A 21593-nucleotide genomic window follows, 5' to 3' on the forward strand; every position below is an offset into this window, starting at 1 on the left:
TAAGTGAGTCTGGTTATCTCTTTTTTTGTCACGGGTGTCGTATGTATTTCTACCAACCTTCGCACGGACACGGGCTGCCGCACGACCCGCTTAACGCCATTATCGGGCCGCGCCCCATCGGCTGGATAGCCTCCCTTGATAACAGCGGCCAGCGTAACCTCGCGCCGTACAGTTTTTTCAACTGCTTTAACTATCGGCCGCCGATTATTGGTTTTGCCAGCAGCGGCTGGAAAGATAGCGTACAGAATATCGCTGAGACTAAAGAGTTCGTCTGGAATCTGGCCACCCGGCCTCTGGCGGTCGCGATGAACGAAACCTCCGCCACCCTTCCCCATAATGAAGATGAATTCATCCGCGCCGGGCTGACTGCCGCTCCCAGCCGCATCGTCAGCGCGCCGCGGGTCGCCGAAAGCCCGGTAAACTTCGAGTGTCGCCTTTCACAATGCATCCAGTTAACGACCGCAGAAGGGCGAGCGGTTGACACCTGGCTGGTGCTGGGCGAAGTGGTGGCGGTGCATATCGATGAATCGCTGCTGGAAGACGGAATTTACCAGACCGCCAGGGCCCAGCCGATTCTGCGCGCCGGAGGCCCCAGCGCCTATTATGGCATTGATGAAAGCCTGCGCTTTGACCTCGTTCGTCCGGACGCCCGCTAACCCACCCACCCGGCCTGTACTAGCGCCGTTTTCCAGGCCGGGTAGCTGAATGCCATTTTCCTGCGACAACCTCGCCTGCCCGGCGCGCCTTTATGTAGAAAAAATGCAGCCAATGTAAATAAATGTATTTATTTTTTTATAAATGAGTGATAGAAATTCGCCTGTTGTTTGATAATGATTATCACAATCATTATCAAACTCATTGCTTTTGTAAAAAATCACCTGCAGTGGTCGGGGCGAAGCAACGCTTCGTCTGCGGTCGTTATGGCCTAATTAAAATTATAAGTCACTTATTGATATGGAAAAAAATAACAATTTGCCGTTCAGCAGTTTTCACTCGCTCACTCTCTTCACCGGCTTATGCCTGAGTCTTTCTCCGACCGGCCAGCTGCTTGCCGCGGATAGCACTGAAAAAAATAGCGGCGAAACGCTGGTGGTCGAAGCGCAGACGCCATCGCTGTACGCGCCGACCCGCTCCGCCGATCCTAAATTTTCACGCCCGATCGCCGACACAACGCGGACGGTTAGCGTGGTCTCTGAGCAGGTGATGAAGGACCAGGGCGTCACTAACCTCACCGACGCGCTGAAAAACGTTCCCGGCGTCGGCGCTTTCTTTGCCGGCGAAAACGGCAACTCGACGACCGGCGACGCGATTTACATGCGCGGGGCGGACACTTCCAACAGCATTTACGTCGACGGCATCCGCGATATCGGCAGCGTCAGCCGCGATACTTTTAATACCGAGCAGATCGAAGTCATCAAGGGACCTTCAGGCTCCGACTACGGACGCAGCGCGCCGACCGGCTCGATCAATATGATCAGCAAACAGCCGCGCCTCGATTCCGGCATCGACGCCTCCGCCAGCGCGGGCAGCGCCTGGTTCCGACGCGGCACCCTGGATATTAACGAGGCCATTGGCGAAACCAGCGCGGTGCGTCTGAATCTGATGGGCGAGAAAACCCATGATGCGGGCCGGGACAAGGTGAAAAACGAGCGTTACGGCGTCGCGCCATCGGCCGCATTTGGCCTCGGCACCGAAAACCGCCTGTATCTTAACTATCTGCACGTAACCCAGCACAACACGCCCGACGGCGGCATTCCCACCATCGGTCTGCCGGGCTATTCCGCTCCCAACGCCGGCACCTCGGCGCTGAATCACTCCGGCAAGGTCGCCACCAGCAACTTCTACGGCACCGACTCCGACTACGATGATTCCACAACCGATACCGTGACGATGCGCTTCGAGCACGACCTGAGCGACACGACGACGATTCGCAACACCACCCGCTGGTCTCGCGTGAAGCAGGATTACCTGATGACTGCGGTGATGGGCGGCGCGTCAAACATCACTCAGCCAAACCCCAACGATGTCGGCACCTGGACCTGGTCGCGCCTGGCGAACACCAAAGATACCAGCAACAAGATCCTGACCAACCAGACTAACCTGACGTCGACGTTCTATACCGGGGCCATCGGTCATAACGTCAGCACCGGTGTGGAATTTACCCGCGAAACCCAGACCAACTACGGGGTATATCCGCTCACGCCTCCGGCGGTGAATATTTATCATCCGAACAGCGATATCTCCATCGGCGGCCTGAACCGCAGCGGCGCCAACGCTAACGGACAGACGGATACCTTCGGCGTCTATGCTTTCGATACGCTGCAGATAACCCAGGACGTCGAACTTAACGGCGGGATCCGTCTGGATAACTACCAGACCAAATACGATAGCGCCAGCCTGTGCGGCGGTACCGGACGCGGCGCCATCGCCTGCCCGACCGGAGTCGCGAAAAATACCCCCGTCACCACCGTCGATACCTCAACCAGCGGTAACCTGGTTAACTGGAAGGCTGGCGCGCTGTACCACCTGACCGATAACGGCAACCTCTACGTCAACTACGCCGTCTCCCAGCAGCCGCCGGGAGGGAGCAACTTCACCCTCGCGCAAAGCGGCACCGGCAGCAGCGCCAACCGAACCGACTTTAAACCGCAGAAGGCCAAAACCAGCGAAGTCGGCACCAAGTGGGAGCTGATGGATAAGCGCCTGCTGCTGACCGCCGCCCTCTTCCGCACCGATATTGAAAACGAAGTCGAGCAGAACGACGACGGCAGCTATTCGCAGTACGGTAAGAAGCGCGTTGAAGGCTATGAGATCTCTCTGGCCGGTAATATCACGCCCGACTGGCAGGTGATTGGCGGCTATACCCAACAGCACGCCAGCGTTCGTGAAGGCGCGAATACCGCCCAGGATGGCACCAGCGCGCTGCCGTATACGCCAGAGCACGCGTTTACCCTCTGGAGCCAGTATCAGGCCACCGATGCGATCGCCGTCGGCGCCGGCGCGCGATACGTCGGCAGCATGCATCGCGGCAGCGACGGTGCGGTCGGCACGCCTTCCTATACCGAAGGCTACTGGGTGGCTGATGCCAAAGTCGGCTATCGCATTAACCGTAATCTCGACCTGCAGCTGAACGTCTACAACCTGTTTGATACCGACTATGTCGCCTCGATTAACAAGAGCGGCTACCGTTATCACCCGGGTGAACCGCGAACCTTCGTGCTCACCGCCAATATGCACTTCTGATCCACCCCGGGGCGGCTGCGCCCCGTTTTCTCCGGAGATAAAACGATGATGTATCATATTCCCGCCGTTCTCAGCTCTCAGGAAGTGGACGATTTTATCGCTCAGCTGCAGCAGGCGGAATGGGTCGACGGGCGCGTGACGACCGGCGATCTGGGCGCCCAGGTCAAAAATAACCAGCAGGTTGATACCCACAGCAATCGTTACGGCGAACTTCAGGGCAACGTACTGGCGGCGCTGAATCGCAGTTCGCTGTTTTTTGCCGCCGCGCTGCCGAAAGCGATTTCCAGCCCGCTGTTTAATCGTTATCAGCAGAGCGAAACTTATGGTTTCCACGTCGACGGCGCGGTGCGCAGCCAGGCGCAGGGAGGCTGGATGCGTACCGATCTTTCCGCCACGCTCTTTTTAAGCCCCCCGGAGAGCTACGAAGGCGGTGAGCTGGTCGTGAACGATACCTACGGACAGCATTCGGTTAAGCTCCCTGCCGGGGACCTGGTGCTCTATCCTTCAAGCAGCCTGCACTGCGTCACCCCGGTGACCTCAGGCGTTCGCGTCGCCTCGTTCTTGTGGGTTCAGTCAATGATCCGCGACGATAAACGCCGCAGTATGCTGTTTGAACTGGATGGCAATATTCAGAAATTAAAAAGCCGCCACGGCGAAAGTGACGAAGTCCTGTCTCTGCTTAATCTGTACCATAACCTGCTGCGCGAATGGTCAGAGATCTGAGCCTTGTCTGGTCATTTTTTATCCCCATATTCTCTATACTAAAGAGAGGCGAGATAGCGAGGTGAACTATGGCATCAGGCTGGGCGAATGATGACGCGGTGCAGGAACAGATCGACAGCACCATCCACGACGCGATAGCTCGGGCGCGAAACGAACTGTCATCGGGGGAAAGCAACAAATTTTGTGAAGAATGCGGAGAGCCGATTCCTGAGGCGCGCCGACGGGCGGTGGCGGGGGTGAAATACTGCGTAAAATGCCAACAGGAGAAAGATTTACATAACAATACATTTTCAGGATATAATCGCAGAGGCTCCAAGGATAGCCAGCTTCGCTGACCAATATTTACTGTTCATTACGCACATCGCGTTATCTTTTCGCGCACGTTTTTTGGCAAACGGCGTGGCAAAATGTGCCCTTCCAGCCCCCCGTTCGCCGCCCCGACCTGTTTCGCCGCCGCCGGCTAAAATAATTTATTAATATTCAATAAATTAATAATCATTCAAAAAATTAGATGAAGACTGTTAATTTCCTTCGATTTTATCTCCCGCTAAAAACCGTGATACTTATCACATCGACGGAACATCGTCCCCTATACAGAACAACCTGCGAGAGATTAACTATGAAAAACATCAAATATGCTGCCGCCGCTATCGCCCTTTCCGCTCTGTCTTTCGGCGCGTTCGCCGCTCAGCCGGTGACATCGGCTCAGGCAGAGAGCATGAACAAAATTGGTGTGGTTTCCGCTGAAGGCGCGACGACGCTGGATGGACTGGAAGCTAAACTGGCTGAAAAAGCCGAGGCCGCTGGTGCAACCGGCTATAGCATTACCTCCGCTAACAGCAACAACAAACTGAGCGGTACTGCGGTTATCTATAAATAATCGTCAGTTATCCCTGTAGCAACAGCAACACCCTGTAATGCCACTGTTTTAACCCTGTAAGATCCTTTAATACCCTTGCCTTGCCCGTCCATGCCACTGGACGGGCTTTTTTTTGCCTGCGATCCTGCGATAGAGTTACCAGCTCTCAGCCACCTTCGCCAGCCCCTGCTCCAGAGACAAGACCACGCCGGCGGCCAGAAGACAGCAGGCCAGCTGAATTTTCAACGATGACGGCAGCGGTTCGCTCCCGACCATACAGCGCTCGATCCAGCGCGCGGTCACTTCGGGATCTTTTGACTCCGGCAGAGCGACTGCCTGCGCAGCGGCGCCATCCTGACGCTCGTTAACCACCCGCGTACCGGTCTCATCAATCAGGCTAATCTGCGGGCAGCGCTGCGGGTTAGCGTAAACTTCGCCTTCAGTACCGTGCATCAGCAGCGCCCGGCCGCCGATCCCGGCAAAAAATTTCGCGACCCGACCGACGTACTCAGGGTGCGAAACGCTCGACAGGCGCAGCGCCGCATCTTCGGCAAACGGCGTCGCCAGCTTGGCCAGGGTGTGGGCGCTGTTACGCACGCCCATGCGCCAGCGCATCGCCAGCTGTTTTTCCAGCGGCGGACAAAATACGCCAACCGGAACGTAAACCGGCTGGTGACTGTCTAGCCGCGCCTGTGCCTGGCCCGCGTGAAGCGTCGCCGGGATGCCCATCAGGTCAAAAATGGTTTCCGTCAGCACGCGGGTGGGATCGTGGCTAACGCCGTGAACAATGACCGGGAAGCCGAGCTTATGCAGCAGGACGGCCAGCAGCGGCGTCAGGTTGGCCTGTTTACGCGCACCGTTATAGCTGGGGATCACAATCGGCATCGGTTTGCCGACCGGCGGCGTCAGCTTAATGGTGTGCTCCTGCATCGCTTCATAGAAGCCCTTCATCTCCGCTTCACCTTCGCCCTTGATGCGCAGGGCAATAAGAATGCCGCCGAGCTCAAGGTCAGGCACCTCGCCGTTAAGCATCCGCGAGTAGAGCGCGCGGGCCGTTTCCACGTCCAGGTCGCGAGCGTGGTTTTTTCCGCGCCCGACTTCTTTAATGATTTTGCTGTAGTCCATTGCAGGCTCCTCTGAGCTTCTCACCGCGTCGACATTGCACCGCTAACGCCGTTTGCGACGCGTCTGTTTTATTTTAGTTTTTACTATAACCTCAGGGACGGCTGGCTGCTCTATCGGAAATATGGGTAATGCATTCAATAAACGCTTACCGTAGTTTTTGGTCAACAGGCGTTTATCATAAATTACCACCTCTCCCCAGCAGCTATGGCTACGGATCAGGCGGCCAACCTGTTGAATCAGGTTGAATGACGCGCTGGGCAGGCTCTGAACTTCGAACGGATAGCGGTTGAGGCTTTTGAGCCATTCGCCTTCGGTGATCACCACCGGGCTGTCAATCGGCGGGAAAGCGATCTTGTGGATATGCACCTGGCTTAACAGTTCGCCTTTTAAATCCAGGCCTTCCGCGAAGGATTGCAGCCCAACCAGTACGCTGCGCTCGCCGCCTTCAACGCGTTTACGATGCAGCTCGACCAGCCGGTAGCGAGGCTTATCCCCCTGAACCAGCAGCAGCAGGCGCAGATCGGTAACGTGTTCGAGAAACCGCTGCATCGCTCTTCCGCTGGCGAAGAGTACCAGCATGCCGAGATGCTTTTTGCTCTCGACCTGTTCCCGGAAATAGGCGGCCATCTCGGCAATATGCTGCTCTTCGTTATCGATAAGCGGTTCGTAATGCATCTGCGGAATGACGATTTTACCCTGTTCGACGTGATTAAAGGGCGAATCCAGCGCCACAAAGCGGTCTCCCGCTTTCTCTTTCAGCCCGCTCATCTCCTGCAGACGCGAAAAGCTATTAAGCGAGCGTAGCGTCGCAGAGGTAACGACGATATGCGGGACGCTGCGCCACAGCAGCCTCTCCAGCTGATCGCTGACGCGGATCCCCACGCAGTGGAACCAGATATGCATCTGGCCATCCCGCAGGTCGCGGGTGACCCATTTGGTCACCGGCGCGCCGGAGGACTGCGCCAGCGATGCCAGCCGCCACAGTTTACTTTGGCTTTCAAACATCCCCAGCGCGCGGTTCATCTGCAGCAGAACCCGATGCAAACGCACCACGTCGTGACTGCCGGTTTTTTCGCCCAGATCGTTAAGGAACAGCTCCGCCAGACCGCGCAGCGTTTCGGTGAGCTTCGCCAGCCGCTGGCAAATCTCCATCACTTCCTGCGGCAGCTCCCCCATCGGGAAGCGGTGCTCCGCCTCCTGCCCGGCCGGCATGTACAGATTGAGGATATTATTCAGGGAGGAGATGAGCTCGTAGAGCTCCTCGCAATGCCCATTCAGACGCTCGGGATTCGCCAGAGGCGGCGTAGTTTTAGGGCGAAACTGCTCCATGCAGGTCGCGACCAGTTTCGTAAAAAGATCCAGCTGCAGGCGGTACCAGGGGGCGGTGATTTCCGCGCTCATTTCCAGCGCATCGCGGGCCACCTCCGGAAGATGGTGGCCTTCATCCAGCACCAGCAGCAGATGCTTCGGTTCCGGCAGCACCGCTTCGCTTTCCATCGCCGCCATCACCAGCGCGTGGTTCGCCACCACCACTTCCGCTTCATGGATTTCCCGGCGGGCGACAAAAAACGGACATTCGCGATAATAGTGGCAGTTGCGGTTCAGGCAGCTGGCTTTATCGGTGCTCAGGCGGCTCCATAATGAATCATCCACATTTTTATCGGTATGATCGCGCAGGCCGTCCCATTTGTAGCTATCAAGGTCCGCTTTCAGCGTCGCGCACAGCTTCTGTTCCGCCTGGTTGTTAGGCGTGAGTTCGTCATCAAGAAAGGCCAGTAAATCCTGCTGCGTTGGCTCGGTGCTGGCAAGCGCGGCCAGGTTACGCGGGCAGACGTAGCGCCCGCGGCCAAAGGCGGCGGTAAATCGCAGGTCGGGAATGATTTTGCGCAGCAGCGGCAGATCTTTACTGTAGATTTGGTCCTGCAGAGCAACGTTGGCGGTACTGACCACCAGCGTTTTTTGTTCTTCACGGGCAATGGCGATGCCGGGAATCAGGTATGACAAGGTTTTGCCGACGCCGGTCGGGGCTTCTATCGCCAGATGTCGCCCCTCTTCCCCAGCGAGCGTCTTCGCCACATCGGCAATCATCTGCCGCTGCGGAGGACGGGGAATAAAGTCAGGGATTTGTTCCTGAAGCGCCTTATACCAGGCGGCGATTTGCGCTTTCAGCGCTGCGGTCAAAGCCATGAGAAAACCTGAATACTGTATAAACAGCCACTATTGTGCCATTTTTTAGCCGTCGGAAGGAACGTCTTTCTGAGCAAACTGGAATCACGCTCGAGGTTATGCTGAGCGAAGCGCGTCCGGGTAAGGAGTCTTACCCGGACAACCCATCAGTGGCTTAGCCGCGCGATCGCGACACTCGCCACAGGAGTGACGGGATAGTGTTACTCCGCCGCGGCGGGTTTGCGCGGGCGACGACGGCGAGGAGGCTTACCGTCCTGAGTTCGCGCTTTCGGCGCTTCGCCATCGGTACGACGCGGAGCGGACTGCTGACCGCGACCTTGCCCCTGGCCACCGCGACCCTGACCCTGGCCACCGCGACCGCCGCCGCGCTGCTGCTGACGACCGTTCTGAATCGGCTCGGCTTTAATCGATGGATCCGGCTCGTAGCCCGCCAGGGCAATACGTGGAATCTCTTTTTTCAGCAAGCGTTCGATATCATGCAGCAGTTTATGTTCATCAACGCAAACCAGCGACAGCGCTTCACCCGTTGCCGCGGCGCGCCCGGTACGACCGATACGGTGCACATAGTCTTCCGGTACGTTTGGCAGCTCGTAGTTCACCACGTGCGGCAGCTCTTCAATATCCAGACCGCGCGCGGCGATATCGGTGGCCACCAGTACGCGAATGCCGCCGGATTTAAAGTCAGCCAATGCGCGGGTACGCGCGCCCTGGCTCTTGTTGCCGTGAATAGCGGCGCTGCGGATGCCGTCTTTATTGAGCTGTTCCGCCAGATGGTTTGCGCCGTGCTTGGTGCGGGTAAAGACCAGCACCTGCTGCCAGTTACCTTCACCGATCATCTGCGACAGCAGCTCGCGTTTGCGCTTTTTATCGACAAAATGCACCAGCTGGCTCACCTGCTCAGAGGCGGTGTTGCGGCGGGCGACTTCGATCTCCAGCGGGTTATGCAGCAGCTTTTCCGCCAGCGATTTAATGTCATCGGAGAAGGTTGCGGAGAACAGCAGGTTCTGACGTCTGGCCGGCAGCTTCGCCAGCACCCGGCGAATATCGTGAATAAAGCCCATATCCAGCATACGGTCGGCTTCGTCCAGCACCAGCACTTCGACTTTGTCGAGGCTCACGGCGTTCTGATGTTCAAGATCCAGCAGACGACCCGGCGTTGCCACCAGGATATCGACGCCGCTGCGCAGCTTCATCATCTGCGGATTAATGCTCACGCCGCCGAACACCACCAGCGAGCGAACGTTGAGGTATTTGCTGTAATCCCGGACGTTCTCGCCAATCTGCGCCGCCAGCTCGCGCGTTGGGGTCAGGATCAGCGCACGCACCGGGCGACGCCCTTTAGCATGCGGCTCCTTTTGGATCAGATGCTGAAGCAGCGGCAGCGTAAATCCCGCCGTTTTGCCGGTACCGGTCTGAGCGCTGGCCATCAGATCGCGACCCTGTAATACTGCCGGGATAGCCTGCTGCTGAATTGGGGTTGGCTCAACGTAGCCCTGCTCAGCGACGGCGCGCAGGATTTCAGGATTCAGGCCAAGGGAATCAAAAGACATAACAACTCCGAACCGCCCCGGCCCGTCACAGGCGTAGTTTTCAGGGAGATTATTGCGAAAGAGATGGCAAAAACCACAATGCCATGAAGCTGCGCAGTCTAGCAGATTTTGTGACGAACCGCATAAAATCTGCCGAAAAGAATCCTCCGGCTAACAAACCACTGCTCCCCGTCCTGTCGATGAGAAGCGGCGATGGCGCTTCGCGCCAGGCGTCCCCGAAATAGCCCGTTTAATGCCTCGACGGGGAAACCGCGAACAAAAGCAGAGAAACGCCGCCGCAGAACGCGGCGGCGAAAGCGATTAACGCAGGCGATACTTAATTTTTTCGACCATCTTCGCTGTGGAGATGCCGTAGCGGTCGTGCAGCGTAGGAAGCGCGCCGGCCAGCAGGAATTCGTCAGGCAAACCGACGGTATCCAACTCGCAGCGTACGCCTTTACGCATCAGCAGCGCGGCAACCGCCTCCCCCAGCCCGCCGACCGACGTGTGGTTTTCCGCGGTCACCACCAGACGGCCGGGCTTCGAAGCCTGCGCAACGATCGTTTTTTCATCAAGCGGTTTGATGGTGGGGACATGCAGCACCGCCGCGCTGATATTATCGGCCCGCAGTTTTTCAACCGCCTCGAGGGCGCGCATGGTCATCAGCCCGGAAGAGATAATCAGTACATCGTTACCGTCCTCCAGCAGCTTCGCCTTGCCCAGCTCAAACTGATAATCATATTTATCGAGCACCAGCGGCACCTTACCGCGCAATAGACGCATATACACCGGACCGTCGTGGTCGGCAATCGCCGGTACCGCCTGCTCTATCTCCAGCGCATCGCAGGGATCGACGATGACCATGCCGGGAATGCCGCGCATAATCGCCAGATCTTCCGTTGCCTGATGGCTCGGCCCGTAGCCAGTGGTCAGGCCCGGCAGCGCCGCGCAGATCTTCACGTTCAGATGCTCTTCGGCAATCACCTGATGGATAAAATCATAGGCGCGACGGGTGGCAAAAGCGGCATAGGTGGTGGCGAAGGGAATAAATCCCTCCTTCGCCATCCCCCCGGCGGCCCCCATCAGCAGCTGCTCCGCCATTCCCATCTGGAAGAAGCGATCCGGAAAGGCCTGGGCGAAAATATGTAGATCGGTATACTTTGACAGGTCCGCGGTCATACCGACGATTTCCGGACGCTGGGCCGCCAGCTTCGAGAGCGCGACGCCAAACGGCGCGGAAACGGTCGCCTGCCCTTCATCAGCAATGGAGGCGATCATCGCCGACGTTTTTAAGCGTGGTTTACTCTGGCTCATTACAGCACTCCTTCCGGTTTGTTGGCGTCCAGGACCGCAATCGCTTTTTGCCATTCGTCGGCATCGACGCGGATAAAATGGTTCTTATCGCGGGTTTCAAGGAACGGCACCCCTTTGCCCATCAGCGTGTCGCATAAAATGACCCGCGGCTGGTTGCCCGCATGATTTTTCGCGTTATCAAAGGCGGCCACCACCGCCGCCAGATCGTTACCGTCCACGCGCTGCACGTACCAGCCGAAGGCGGCCCATTTTTCATGCAGCGGCTCAAAGCCGAGAATTTTGCGCGAATCGCCGTCCGCCTGCTGTTTGTTCACGTCAACGAGGTTAATCAGGTTAGTCAGGCCGTAGTGGGCGGCCGACATCGCCGCTTCCCAGGTTGAACCTTCGTCCAGCTCCCCATCCGACATAGAGTTAAAAACCCAGGATGCGCTGCCCTTCTTCTTCAGACCGAGCGCCATCCCGACGGCGATGGAGAGCCCCTGCCCCAGCGAGCCGCCGGACATCTCCATTCCAGGCGTATAGGTCGCCATGCCCGACATCGGCAGGCGGCTGTCGTCGGAACCGTAGGTCTCCAGCTCCTCTTCCGGGATAATTCCCGCTTCCAGCAGCGCCGCATAATAGGCGATGGCGTAATGACCGTGAGAGAGCAGAAAACGGTCACGCCCTTCCCACTGCGGATCTTCCGGACGGTAGCGCATCGCGTGGCTGAAGGCGGTGGCCAGCACATCCGCATAGCCTAATGCCTGGCCGATATAGCCCTGCCCCTGGACTTCGCCCATTTGCAGGGCATAGCGACGAATACGCCACGCCGCCGCGGCAACTTGTTGTGTTTCTGTCATCTTCATCTGCTTGCCTCGCTTAGTGGATTAACATGCCGCCGTTCACGTCCAGGGTGATACCGGTCGAGTAGGAAGAGAGATCGCTGCCGAGGAACAGGGCGGCGCGCGCGATATCCACCGCATCGCCCAGACGGTTCATCGGGATCCCGGCGAGGATATTGGCCGTCATGTCGTCGGTCAGCTTGCCGGCGGTAATATCGGTCTGAATCAGCCCCGGCGTGATGCAGTTTACGCGGACGTTATCCGGGCCAAGCTCGCGCGCCATCGCCCGCGCCAGGCCGAGCACACCGGCTTTTGCCGCGCTGTAGTGCGGGCCGCCGAAGATACCGCCGCCGCGCTGGGCGGAAACCGATGAGATACAGACAATGCTGCCCGATTTTTGCGCCCGCATCGCCGGAATAACCGCCTGCGACATCAGCAGCGTGCCGCGCAGGCTGACGTCCAGCACCGCGTCATAGTTGGCACGCTTAATTTCCATCAGCTTCAGCGGCTGGGTAATGCCGGCGTTATTCACCAGCACATCGACCCGGCCATATTTCGCCAGAATCTGTTCGATTGCGGCCTGCACCTGAACTTCATCGGCGACGTTCGCTGCCAGACCAAGATGGCCTTCGCCCAGGGCCGCCGCTGCGGCTTTGCTGGCTTCGCCATTGAGGTCGATAATGACCACGCTGGCGCCGTTCTCGGCAAATAATTTGGCGGTGGCAAAACCCAAACCGCGTGCGGAGGCCGCGCCAGTAATAATGGCGACTTTATCTTTTAATAACATATTTTCACTCCATGACATGACGTCATATTAATTAACAGAAATATTGCCGTTATTGTGGCTCATCGAGGAAAAGAATCACCACCAGACCTATTGCGGCGCAGATACCGAAATAGGTGAATACAGAATTAAAGCTGCCGGTCTGATCAAGTAAAAAACCGGCGGCCATCGGGGCGACAAAGCCGCCAAGGTTGCCGCCGCTATTAATAATAGAAGAGGCAATCGGATAGGTTTTACTGTCCGAAACGGCCATTCCGTAGGCGGTAAAAGCCGGCCAGCCAATATTCAAACAAAAACCGACAAAGAATAATCCAATACATACCGCCAAGGTGCTTGCTGGAATGTTCAGCATAATGAGCATCATGACCACGGTTGAAATCGCGGTGAACATCATGGTGGGTTTACGCCGGCGGCCTAACACTTTATCCGAGATCCAGCCTCCACCAATCGCGCCAATAAAGCCGCCGATGCACGGCATACTCGCCACGAAGCCCATACTCATCACGTCAAAACCGCGCTCTTTCACTAAATACAGCGGGATCCACGTTAATAACCCGTACAGCACGCTGACCATCATAAAATAGGCCAGACAGTCACCAAGAATATTTTTCGAGGTAAATAATCCTTTCGCCGTATCGATAGGCGCCATCTTTTTCACCCGAATAATTTTATCCAGCCAGGTGAAGCGGTCGGCAATTAATATATTTTCGCGGACGGCGTTTTTATCGGTTTCACGCCCGGCATTAATCTCTTCCAGTTCGCGTTGCGAAACAAATCCGCTTTCCGCGGGCGTTGACTTAACCAACAGGTACCACGCGACCGCCGCCACAATCCCCGGTATCGCAAAGGAGAAAAAGACCCATCGCCAGCCCCAGGTAACCGCGATCCACACCGCCAGCGGCGGTACGATTATCGGCGCAAACATGGTGGCGGCGATGTAGACGCCCGTTGCCGTGGCCTTCTCTTTCGGCGGGAACCAGTTATTAATGGTTGAAGCCAGCCCCACCGGGCACGGCCCTTCGCTAAGCCCCAGCCCCAGTCGCACCATCTTCAGGCCAAATACCGAGCTCACGGTGCCCATCAGCCAGGTAAAAGCGGAAAAGCCGAAAATAGACAGCGAGACCAGTCCCCGGGTGCCGCGTCTGGCAATAAAAAAACCGGCCGGGATCTGGCTTACCGCATAGCCGAGGAAAAACATGCTGGCGATGGCCCCGGCCTCAAAGTTGTTGATATGAAACTCGTCAATGATAAACGGCAGTACCGCACCGATATTCGTTCTGTCGGCGTAATTTATGGCATACACCAGGAAAATCATCGTCAAAACCACGAAACGATATTTTGTTTTTCTGGCGTCAGTACAGACAACAGTATCTATACGTGACATAGGGTATCCTCTTTATTTTTTTATGTTTTTTGTCGCGACCCTTACCGCATCGCGCCCTGTTATCAGGCCTGTAGTTGCAATATAACAATCCCAAAAAGAAAGAGTATTCAAAAAAGCTCAATTGCGCGTGAGAAAAATTTGCTTCGTGACTGCACTCAAATTCCTGTCAATTATTTTTTTCGAGAGTTTTGCATTTAAAACTGTTAACTTCATCACAGATTGCGCCATCACTTATTTTCCGGCTGTGCTATGCTGACCATCATTTTCTGGGATAACGGCTGGACGTCCTTCTTTCTGAGTAAAAAAACCGCCTTGCGTTATTCCCCCCGCCGGAGGAAATCATGAACCAGCCGCTGCAGAATAAAAGCTTGCCGATGCCATCCTTACGTAATATTCAGGCCTTTATTGAAGTGGCTGATACCGGCAGCCTGAACCTGGCGGCAGAGAATCTTAATATTACGGCCTCCGCGGTAAGTCATCAGATAGCCAGCCTGGAACAGTATCTGGGAAAAAAAATATTTTCCCGTAGCAGTAAAGGGATGGTATTAACCACAATTGGCGAAAAATACCTTAAAGAGGTTTCCGGGGCGTTAAATATTATTGGTCAGGCCACTAACCAGGTGATTAATGATATCCACCAGGATTATTTACGGATTCATTCCGCGCCGAGCTTTGGATTATTGTGGCTGATGCCCCGTCTGAATAAATTTCGCCAGGCCTGGCCGGAGCTTAAAATTAGCCTGACCTGCTCTTATGAAAGCATCCAGTTCTCCCGCGATAATATTGATATCGATATTCGCCACGGGCTCTCACAATGGCCAACCCTGGTGGTCAAGACCATAAAAAATGAACGCGTGCTCCCCTTTAGCTCATCGACTTATTTAGCCGGCCGCGACGTTCAGTCCATTGAAGACCTGCTGGCCTGCGACCTTATTCATTCCGATAGCACGCTGATCGGCTGGAGCAACTGGCTGTCGTGGCATAAGGTTCGCGGCTGGAATAAAAACTTTATTTTTAATTTTGACCGCTCCTATATGAGTATTGAGGCTGCCCGGATGGGAATGGGGATTATTCTTGAGAGTAATTTGCTGGCCGGGCAGAGCGTGAGCCAGCGCCACCTGGAACCCGTCTTTACCCGCGACGTCAGCATGCCGGTTAACGCGCATCACTTCGTTTTACCGCACCCGAATGAACAAAAAGAGAAAGTGAAGATCTTCTTTGCCTGGGTTGCCGAAGAGCTGAGTCGCGAAGGATTTCATATCTAGCAGCAAACGGTGGACAAACCGCCAACCTGCGCCTAGAGTTAATCAATCGATTGATTAACTTTTCTCGCGCGATGACAACCACTCCTACGACCAGTAAGGGCGAGCAGGCGAAAAGCCAGCTTATCGCCGCCGCAATCGCCCTGTTTGGCGAATACGGCCTGCACGCCACAACCCGCGATATTGCCGCCCAGGCCGGTCAGAATATCGCCGCCATTACCTACTATTTTGGTTCCAAGGACGATCTCTATCTCGCCTGCGCCCAGTGGATTGCCGATTTTATCGAGCACAATTTCCGCCCCCACGCGCAGGCGGCGGAAGCGCTGTGCGCTGAGCCTGTTCCGGATAAAGCCGCCATGCGCACCCTGATACTGGGCGCCTGCCAGAATATGATTTTGCTGCTGACCCAGGACGACACCGTCAATTTGAGCAAATTTATCTCCCGCGAGCAGCTGTCGCCAACGCCGGCCTACCGGCTCATCCACGATCAGGTGATTGCTCCGCTACACTGCTACCTGACCCGCTTAATCGCCGCCTATACCGGCCTTAACGCTGACAGCACGGAAATGGTCCTCCACACCCACGCGCTGCTGGGCGAAGTTCTCGCTTTTCGCCTTGGTCGGGAAACGGTGCTGCGCCGCGCGGGCTGGGCTGAGTTCGATCGGGACAAAACCGCGCAAATTATTGAGGTTATCACCTGCCATATTGATTTCGTTCTGGAAGGATTATCGCAAAGGAGTCTGGAGTCATGAAAAAACCGCTCATCGTCGTTGTGCTGCTTCTCCTGCTGGCCGCTGTCATTGGCGGAGGCTGGTGGTGGTACCAGAGCAGCCAGCAGAAAGCGCTCACGCTGTATGGCAACGTGGATATTCGTACCGTCAACCTCAGCTTCCGCGTGGGCGGGCGGCTGGCGTCGCTCAGCGTCGACGAGGGCGATGCGATTAAAGCCGGGCAGACCCTGGGCGAGCTGGACCGCGCGCCCTACGAGAATGCCCTGCAGCAGGCTCAGGCCAACGTTTCCACCGCCCAGGCGCAGTACGACCTGATGATGGCGGGGTATCGCTCGGAAGAGATCGCCCAGGCCGCCGCCGCGGTCAACCAGGCGCAGGCCGCTTACGACTATGCGCAGAATTTTTACCAGCGCCAGCTGGGGCTGCGCAAAAGCAGCGCCATCTCCGCTAACGACCTGGAAAACGCCCGCTCATCGCGCGATCAGGCCCAGGCGACGCTGAAGTCCGCGCAGGATAAGCTGCGCCAGTACCGCGCCGGTAATCGTCCGCAGGAAATCGCCCAGGCCAAAGCCAGCCTTGAACAGGCGCAGGCCGCGCTGGCGCAGGCGAAGTTGGATCTGCACGATACCACGCTGACCTCACCGTCCGACGGGACGCTGATGACCCGCGCCGTCGAGCCGGGCAGCATGCTCAGCGCTGGCGGCACGGTGATGACGTTATCGTTAACCCATCCGGTGTGGGTGCGCGCCTATATCGATGAAAAAAACCTCGGTCAGGCCCAGCCGGGTCGCGAAGTGCTGCTTTACACCGATAGTCGCCCGGATAAACCCTACCGCGGCAAAATCGGCTTCGTCTCCCCTACCGCTGAATTCACGCCGAAAACCGTGGAAACGCCGGACCTGCGCACCGATCTGGTTTATCGCCTGCGTATTGTGGTCACTGATGCCGACGACGCGCTGCGCCAGGGGATGCCGGTCACCGTCACCTTCAGTCACGGAAACGGCCAATGAGCGAGGACGTGATTACGCTGAGCGGCCTGACCCGGCGCTTTGCCGGCATGGATCGCCCGGCCGTCGCGCCGCTGGACTGCACCATTCACTCCGGCTATGTGACCGGTCTGGTGGGCCCGGATGGCGCCGGAAAAACCACCCTGATGCGCATGCTCGCCGGGCTGCTGAAGCCCGACGCAGGCAGCGCAAAAGTGATCGGCTTCGACCCGATTGCCGACGATAGCGCCCTGCATGCGGTGCTCGGCTATATGCCGCAGAAATTCGGCCTGTATGAAGATCTGACGGTGATGGAAAACCTGACGCTCTACGCCGATCTGCGCAGCGTGACCGGCGAGGCGCGGGAAAAAACCTTCGCCAGGCTGCTGGAGTTTACCTCCCTCGGCCCCTTTACCGGCCGGCTGGCGGGCAAGCTTTCCGGCGGCATGAAGCAGAAACTTGGCCTGGCCTGCACCCTCGTCGGCGAACCGAGAGTCCTGCTGCTGGACGAACCCGGCGTCGGCGTCGACCCTATCTCCCGCCGCGAACTGTGGCAGATGGTGCACGAACTGGCGGGCGACGGAATGCTGATCCTCTGGAGCACCTCTTATCTTGATGAGGCCGAGCAGTGCCGGGACGTTCTGTTGATGAACGAGGGCCAGCTGCTCTACCAGGGGGCGCCAAAAGAGCTGACGCAGACCATGGCCGGACGCAGCTTTTTGGTTTCCAGCGCCCGGGAGAATAACCGCCGCCTCCTCCAGCGTACGCTGAAGCTACCGCAGGTCAGCGATGGCGTGATTCAGGGTAAATCGGTACGCCTGATCCTTAAAAAAGAGGCCAGCATCAGCGATGTACAGAAGGCTGGCGATATGCCGCCGCTGGAGGTCGCCGAAACCGCGCCGCGCTTCGAGGATGCCTTTATCGACCTGCTGGGCGGCGCCGGTACTGCCGAATCGCCGCTGGGCAACATTATCCACACCGTGGAAGGCTCCCATGAGGACACGGTGATTGAGGCGCAGACCCTGACCAAGAAATTCGGCGATTTTGCCGCCACCGACCACGTTGATTTTCAGGTCAAACGCGGGGAGATTTTCGGCCTCCTCGGGCCTAACGGCGCGGGAAAGTCCACGACGTTTAAGATGATGTGCGGCCTGCTGGTCCCCACCTCCGGGAAAGCGCTGGTGCTGGGCATGGACCTGAAAGTCAGCTCCGGCAAGGCGCGTCAGCATCTGGGCTATATGGCGCAGAAGTTCTCGCTCTACGGCAACCTTTCCGTTGAGCAGAACCTGCGCTTCTTCTCCGGCGTCTACGGCCTGCGCGGACGGGCGCAGAACGACAAAATCGCCAGCATGAGCGAGGCGTTTGGCCTGAAAAGCATCGCCCGGCAGGCCGCCGACGATCTGCCGCTCGGCTATAAACAGCGCCTGGCGCTGGCCTGCTCGCTGATGCACGAACCGGATATCCTGTTTCTTGATGAACCCACTTCCGGGGTCGATCCCCTCACCCGCCGCGAATTCTGGCTGCATATCAACAGTATGGTGGATAAAGGCGTGACGGTGATGGTCACCACCCACTTTATGGATGAAGCGGAGTATTGCGATCGTATCGGCCTGGTCTATCGCGGCAAACTGATCGCCAGCGGCACGCCGGACGATCTGAAGGCGCTGGCGGCGGATGATGAACAGCCTGACCCGACGATGGAGCAGGCGTTTATCACCCTCATTCACGACTGGGATAAGGAGAACGCCGGTGAGCGGTAAACTGCTATCGTGGCGGCGCGTACGCGCCCTGTGCGTGAAAGAGACGCGGCAGATTGTCCGCGACCCCAGCAGCTGGCTGATTGCGGTGGTCATCCCCCTGCTGCTGCTGTTTATCTTTGGCTACGGGATTAACCTCGACTCCAGCAAGCTGCGGGTGGGCGTGCTGCTGGAGCAGCAGAGCGAAGAGGCGCTAGATTTTGTCCATACCATGACCGGCTCCCCTTATATCGACGCCACCATCAGCGATAACCGCCAGGAACTGGTGCAGATGATGCAGGCGGGACGCATTCGCGCCCTGGTAACCCTGCCGGTGGACTTCGACCAGAAGATGGCCCGCCCCGGCGACGATGCGCCGATCCAGCTCATCACCGACGGCAGCGAACCGAATACCGCTAACTTCGCTCAGGGCTACGTCGAAGGCATCTGGCAAATCTGGCAGCAGCAGCGGGCGGAAGATCGCGGCGAAACCTTCGAGCCGCTAATCGACGTGCAGACGCGCTACTGGTTTAACCCGGCCGCGATCAGCCAGCATTTTATTATCCCCGGCGCGATTACCATCATTATGACGGTAGTCGGCGCGATCCTGACCTCGCTGGTGGTGGCCCGCGAGTGGGAGCGCGGCACCATGGAGGCGCTGCTGTCGACCGAGATTACGCGCGCCGAGCTGCTGCTGTGCAAGCTGATCCCCTACTATTTCCTCGGCATGCTGGCGATGCTGCTGTGTATGCTGGTGGCGGTGTTTATTCTCGGCGTGCCCTTTCGCGGTTCGCTGGTGATTCTGTTTTTTATCACCAGCCTGTTTTTGCTGAGCACCTTGGGAATGGGGCTGCTGATTTCCACCATTACCCGCAACCAGTTTAACGCCGCGCAGGTGGCGCTGAATGCCGCATTCCTGCCTTCAATTATGCTGTCCGGGTTTATTTTTCAGATAGACAGCATGCCGGCGATAATCCGCGCGGTGACCTACGTGATCCCGGCGCGCTATTTTGTCAGCACCCTGCAAAGCCTGTTTCTGGCGGGCAACATCCCGGTGGTGCTGCTGGTGAACGTGATGTTTTTAATCGCCTCGGCGGTGATGTTTATCGGCCTGACGTGGCTGAAAACCAAACGGCGTCTGGATTAATTTGCCTGCGTGCCCCCGGGTTGCGGCTAACGTCTTACCCGGGCTACCGTTTCTGCCAGATTGGGTAGCCAGGATAAGCGCAGTCCGGGAATACAAAGCAGTATAAAGAGAGAATATAAGATGTTTCATCGCTTATGGACGTTAATCCGCAAAGAGCTACAGTCGCTGTTGCGTGAACCGCAGACGCGGGCGATTTTGATTATGCCGGTGCTCATTCAGGTGCTGCTGTTCCCCTTTGCCGCCACGCTGGAGGTAACGAACGCCACCATCGCCATCTATAACGAAGACAACGGCAAGCACGCCGTGGAGCTGACCCAGCGCTTTGCCCGCGCCAAAGCCTTCACCCACGTGCTGTTACTGAAAAGCCCTCAGGAAATAAGACCGACCATCGATGAACAAAAAGCGCTATTGGTCGTGCGTTTCCCGGCGGATTTTTCGCGCAACCTCGACACCAACCAGACCGCCCCGCTCCAGCTGCTGCTGGACGGGCGCAACTCCAACAGCGCGCAAATTGCCGCCAACTACCTCCAGCAGATCGTCAAAAGCTATCAGCAGGACCTGCTGGAAGGCAAAGCCAAACCGAACAATAGCGAGCTGGTGGTACGCAACTGGTATAACCCGAATCTCGATTACAAATGGTTCGTGGTGCCGTCGCTGATCGCCATGATCACCACCATCGGCGTAATGATCGTCACCTCGCTCTCCGTTGCCCGCGAGCGCGAACAGGGGACGCTCGACCAGCTGCTGGTCTCGCCGCTGGCAACCTGGCAGATCTTTATCGGTAAAGCGGTCCCGGCGCTGATTGTCGCCACCCTGCAGGCGACCATCGTGCTGGGGATCGGTATCTGGGCCTATCAGATTCCCTTCGCTGGCTCACTGCTGCTGTTTTACTTCACGATGATCGTTTACGGTCTGTCGCTGGTAGGATTCGGACTGCTGATTTCGTCGCTGTGCTCCACGCAGCAGCAGGCGTTTATCGGCGTATTCGTCTTTATGATGCCGGCGATTTTACTCTCCGGCTACGTTTCGCCGGTGGAAAATATGCCGGTATGGCTACAAAACCTGACGTGGGTGAACCCGATTCGTCATTTCACCGATATCACCAAGCAGATCTATTTGAAGGATGCGAGTCTGGAAATCGTGTGGGGAAGTTTGTGGCCGCTACTGGTCATAGCGGCCACCACCGGCTCGGCGGCGTATGCGATGTTCCGAAGAAAGATCGCGTAATACTCGTCATCGTTCAAGCCACAACTGTGCTGGCTCGCCTTGCTCCCCCCAGTCACATAGTTATCTATGCTTCTGGGGATTCGCTGCGTTGCCGCCTTGTTGTAGCCCGAACGATTTAGCGTATCTGTTTTTATCTTTTGCCAGCAGTGAAACCACCGCCGGACCGGCCAGTATTGCCAGCCCGGCGAGGGCCAGCAGCAGGTTATTGTGCAGCACGCGCGACAGCAGCCACAGCACGATCACCGCGGTGCCGAAGTACCAGGTGGTGGTGAGTTCCTCAAGGAAATCACCGACGTCGCGCCAGCGCTCATCGTGATGGCGCTGCAAAAACAGCATCGACACTAACGTGACGCCGTACAGCACGCACAAACCTAATCCGACGCGCACCAGCGCGCCGCTCATCCAACCCATCACCAGTACTGCCACGACCAGTAGATGCAACATAATCTGCCAGCAACTAAGACCCGTTGCGACGCGTACACGTTGTTGCCACTTCATGGCTTCTCTCCTGAAGGATTTTTCTCTGCTACTCAGA

19 protein-coding genes are annotated in these 21593 nt (G+C 57.1%); 11 read left to right on the plus strand and 8 right to left on the minus strand.

What is annotated here, in order from left to right; translation table 11 throughout:
* Positions 1-41 precede the first annotated feature (41 nt).
* From JLG71_RS19230 to ybiJ, 5 genes are all read left to right on the plus strand, one after another.
* On the plus strand, positions 42-656 hold the full coding sequence (locus JLG71_RS19230) for a flavin reductase family protein (RefSeq protein WP_025108097.1): 615 nt from the start codon (positions 42-44) through the stop codon (positions 654-656).
* A 298-nt stretch (positions 657-954) separates the two neighbouring features.
* Positions 955-3243 carry a catecholate siderophore receptor Fiu gene (locus tag JLG71_RS19235; RefSeq protein ID WP_116280902.1) on the plus strand — a complete coding sequence of 763 codons (2289 nt, stop codon included), beginning with the start codon at positions 955-957 and terminating at the stop codon, positions 3241-3243.
* Between the two features lie 45 nt (positions 3244-3288).
* Positions 3289-3966, plus strand: coding sequence for a PKHD-type hydroxylase YbiX (gene ybiX, locus JLG71_RS19240; RefSeq protein ID WP_025108099.1), 678 nt, complete (start codon positions 3289-3291; stop codon positions 3964-3966).
* Between the two features lie 68 nt (positions 3967-4034).
* Positions 4035-4301, plus strand: a complete 267-nt coding sequence (locus tag JLG71_RS19245) for a DksA/TraR family C4-type zinc finger protein (protein ID WP_116280901.1) — start codon at positions 4035-4037, stop codon at positions 4299-4301.
* Between the two features lie 284 nt (positions 4302-4585).
* Positions 4586-4846, plus strand: a complete 261-nt coding sequence (gene ybiJ / locus JLG71_RS19250; RefSeq protein WP_004130722.1) for a DUF1471 family protein YbiJ — start codon at positions 4586-4588, stop codon at positions 4844-4846.
* A 135-nt stretch (positions 4847-4981) separates the two neighbouring features.
* Here the strand turns inward: ybiJ and ybiB are convergent, their stop codons facing one another.
* The 7 genes from ybiB to JLG71_RS19285 form a co-directional block, all read right to left on the minus strand.
* Positions 4982-5950, minus strand: coding sequence for a DNA-binding protein YbiB (gene ybiB / locus JLG71_RS19255; RefSeq protein ID WP_047724222.1), 969 nt, complete (start codon positions 5948-5950; stop codon positions 4982-4984).
* A gap of 42 nt (positions 5951-5992) precedes the next feature.
* Positions 5993-8137 carry an ATP-dependent DNA helicase DinG gene (dinG, locus tag JLG71_RS19260; protein WP_116280899.1) on the minus strand — a complete coding sequence of 715 codons (2145 nt, stop codon included), beginning with the start codon at positions 8135-8137 and terminating at the stop codon, positions 5993-5995.
* Between the two features lie 200 nt (positions 8138-8337).
* Positions 8338-9687: an ATP-dependent RNA helicase RhlE gene (gene rhlE, locus JLG71_RS19265; RefSeq protein ID WP_038424242.1), complete on the minus strand. Its 1350-nt coding sequence runs from the start codon at positions 9685-9687 to the stop codon at positions 8338-8340.
* Between the two features lie 300 nt (positions 9688-9987).
* The gene (locus tag JLG71_RS19270; protein ID WP_014837873.1) at positions 9988-10980 is read right to left on the minus strand and encodes a transketolase family protein; all 993 of its coding nucleotides are present in this window, start codon (positions 10978-10980) and stop codon (positions 9988-9990) included.
* The gene (locus tag JLG71_RS19275; RefSeq protein WP_014228507.1) at positions 10980-11825 is read right to left on the minus strand and encodes a transketolase; all 846 of its coding nucleotides are present in this window, start codon (positions 11823-11825) and stop codon (positions 10980-10982) included. The genes JLG71_RS19270 and JLG71_RS19275 overlap by 1 nt, the downstream gene beginning before the upstream one ends.
* A 13-nt stretch (positions 11826-11838) precedes the next feature.
* A complete protein-coding gene (locus tag JLG71_RS19280; protein WP_014228506.1) occupies positions 11839-12588 on the minus strand; it encodes an SDR family NAD(P)-dependent oxidoreductase in 750 nt (249 codons plus the stop codon).
* Positions 12589-12637: 49 nt separating this feature from the next.
* Positions 12638-13969 (minus strand): MFS transporter, encoded by a 1332-nt coding sequence (locus JLG71_RS19285; protein WP_032748828.1) that lies wholly within the window; start codon positions 13967-13969, stop codon positions 12638-12640.
* A 341-nt stretch (positions 13970-14310) separates the two neighbouring features.
* Here JLG71_RS19285 and JLG71_RS19290 point away from each other — a divergent pair, with 341 nt between their 5' ends.
* The 6 genes from JLG71_RS19290 to JLG71_RS19315 all read left to right on the plus strand — a co-directional run bounded on the left by JLG71_RS19290 (position 14311) and on the right by JLG71_RS19315 (position 21058).
* Positions 14311-15234 carry a LysR substrate-binding domain-containing protein gene (locus tag JLG71_RS19290; protein ID WP_014837871.1) on the plus strand — a complete coding sequence of 308 codons (924 nt, stop codon included), beginning with the start codon at positions 14311-14313 and terminating at the stop codon, positions 15232-15234.
* A 71-nt stretch (positions 15235-15305) separates the two neighbouring features.
* On the plus strand, positions 15306-15983 hold the full coding sequence (gene cecR, locus JLG71_RS19295) for a transcriptional regulator CecR (RefSeq protein ID WP_200913762.1): 678 nt from the start codon (positions 15306-15308) through the stop codon (positions 15981-15983).
* Positions 15980-16972, plus strand: coding sequence for a secretion protein HlyD (hlyD, locus tag JLG71_RS19300; protein ID WP_025108107.1), 993 nt, complete (start codon positions 15980-15982; stop codon positions 16970-16972). Before cecR ends, hlyD begins: the two co-directional genes overlap by 4 nt.
* A complete protein-coding gene (locus JLG71_RS19305; protein WP_049101310.1) occupies positions 16969-18708 on the plus strand; it encodes an ATP-binding cassette domain-containing protein in 1740 nt (579 codons plus the stop codon). Before hlyD ends, JLG71_RS19305 begins: the two co-directional genes overlap by 4 nt.
* Positions 18698-19831, plus strand: a complete 1134-nt coding sequence (locus tag JLG71_RS19310; RefSeq protein WP_014228500.1) for an ABC transporter permease — start codon at positions 18698-18700, stop codon at positions 19829-19831. The genes JLG71_RS19305 and JLG71_RS19310 overlap by 11 nt, the downstream gene beginning before the upstream one ends.
* A 120-nt stretch (positions 19832-19951) precedes the next feature.
* Complete coding sequence (locus JLG71_RS19315; protein WP_004849064.1) at positions 19952-21058, plus strand: ABC transporter permease; 1107 nt, start codon at positions 19952-19954, stop codon at positions 21056-21058.
* A 60-nt stretch (positions 21059-21118) separates the two neighbouring features.
* On the opposite strand, the gene JLG71_RS19320 is transcribed toward JLG71_RS19315, so the two are convergent.
* Positions 21119-21556, minus strand: coding sequence for a YbhQ family protein (locus JLG71_RS19320; RefSeq protein WP_004130686.1), 438 nt, complete (start codon positions 21554-21556; stop codon positions 21119-21121).
* Positions 21557-21593 lie beyond the last annotated feature (37 nt).

The organism is Klebsiella michiganensis, from assembly GCF_015139575.1.
In the GTDB taxonomy this organism is placed as follows: domain Bacteria; phylum Pseudomonadota; class Gammaproteobacteria; order Enterobacterales; family Enterobacteriaceae; genus Klebsiella; species Klebsiella michiganensis.

What these genes read in the sequence shown, in the direction of transcription:
- JLG71_RS19230 (WP_025108097.1), top strand. Translation starts at nt 42, where the DNA reads ATGTATTTCTACCAACCTTCGCACGGACACGGGCTGCCGCACGACCCG.
- JLG71_RS19235 (WP_116280902.1), top strand. Translation starts at nt 955, where the DNA reads ATGGAAAAAAATAACAATTTGCCGTTCAGCAGTTTTCACTCGCTCACT.
- ybiX (WP_025108099.1), top strand. Translation starts at nt 3,289, where the DNA reads ATGATGTATCATATTCCCGCCGTTCTCAGCTCTCAGGAAGTGGACGAT.
- JLG71_RS19245 (WP_116280901.1), top strand. Translation starts at nt 4,035, where the DNA reads ATGGCATCAGGCTGGGCGAATGATGACGCGGTGCAGGAACAGATCGAC.
- ybiJ (WP_004130722.1), top strand. Translation starts at nt 4,586, where the DNA reads ATGAAAAACATCAAATATGCTGCCGCCGCTATCGCCCTTTCCGCTCTG.
- ybiB (WP_047724222.1), bottom strand. Translation starts at nt 5,950, where the DNA reads ATGGACTACAGCAAAATCATTAAAGAAGTCGGGCGCGGAAAAAACCAC.
- dinG (WP_116280899.1), bottom strand. Translation starts at nt 8,137, where the DNA reads ATGGCTTTGACCGCAGCGCTGAAAGCGCAAATCGCCGCCTGGTATAAG.
- rhlE (WP_038424242.1), bottom strand. Translation starts at nt 9,687, where the DNA reads ATGTCTTTTGATTCCCTTGGCCTGAATCCTGAAATCCTGCGCGCCGTC.
- JLG71_RS19270 (WP_014837873.1), bottom strand. Translation starts at nt 10,980, where the DNA reads ATGAGCCAGAGTAAACCACGCTTAAAAACGTCGGCGATGATCGCCTCC.
- JLG71_RS19275 (WP_014228507.1), bottom strand. Translation starts at nt 11,825, where the DNA reads ATGAAGATGACAGAAACACAACAAGTTGCCGCGGCGGCGTGGCGTATT.
- JLG71_RS19280 (WP_014228506.1), bottom strand. Translation starts at nt 12,588, where the DNA reads ATGTTATTAAAAGATAAAGTCGCCATTATTACTGGCGCGGCCTCCGCA.
- JLG71_RS19285 (WP_032748828.1), bottom strand. Translation starts at nt 13,969, where the DNA reads ATGTCACGTATAGATACTGTTGTCTGTACTGACGCCAGAAAAACAAAA.
- JLG71_RS19290 (WP_014837871.1), top strand. Translation starts at nt 14,311, where the DNA reads ATGAACCAGCCGCTGCAGAATAAAAGCTTGCCGATGCCATCCTTACGT.
- cecR (WP_200913762.1), top strand. Translation starts at nt 15,306, where the DNA reads ATGACAACCACTCCTACGACCAGTAAGGGCGAGCAGGCGAAAAGCCAG.
- hlyD (WP_025108107.1), top strand. Translation starts at nt 15,980, where the DNA reads ATGAAAAAACCGCTCATCGTCGTTGTGCTGCTTCTCCTGCTGGCCGCT.
- JLG71_RS19305 (WP_049101310.1), top strand. Translation starts at nt 16,969, where the DNA reads ATGAGCGAGGACGTGATTACGCTGAGCGGCCTGACCCGGCGCTTTGCC.
- JLG71_RS19315 (WP_004849064.1), top strand. Translation starts at nt 19,952, where the DNA reads ATGTTTCATCGCTTATGGACGTTAATCCGCAAAGAGCTACAGTCGCTG.
- JLG71_RS19320 (WP_004130686.1), bottom strand. Translation starts at nt 21,556, where the DNA reads ATGAAGTGGCAACAACGTGTACGCGTCGCAACGGGTCTTAGTTGCTGG.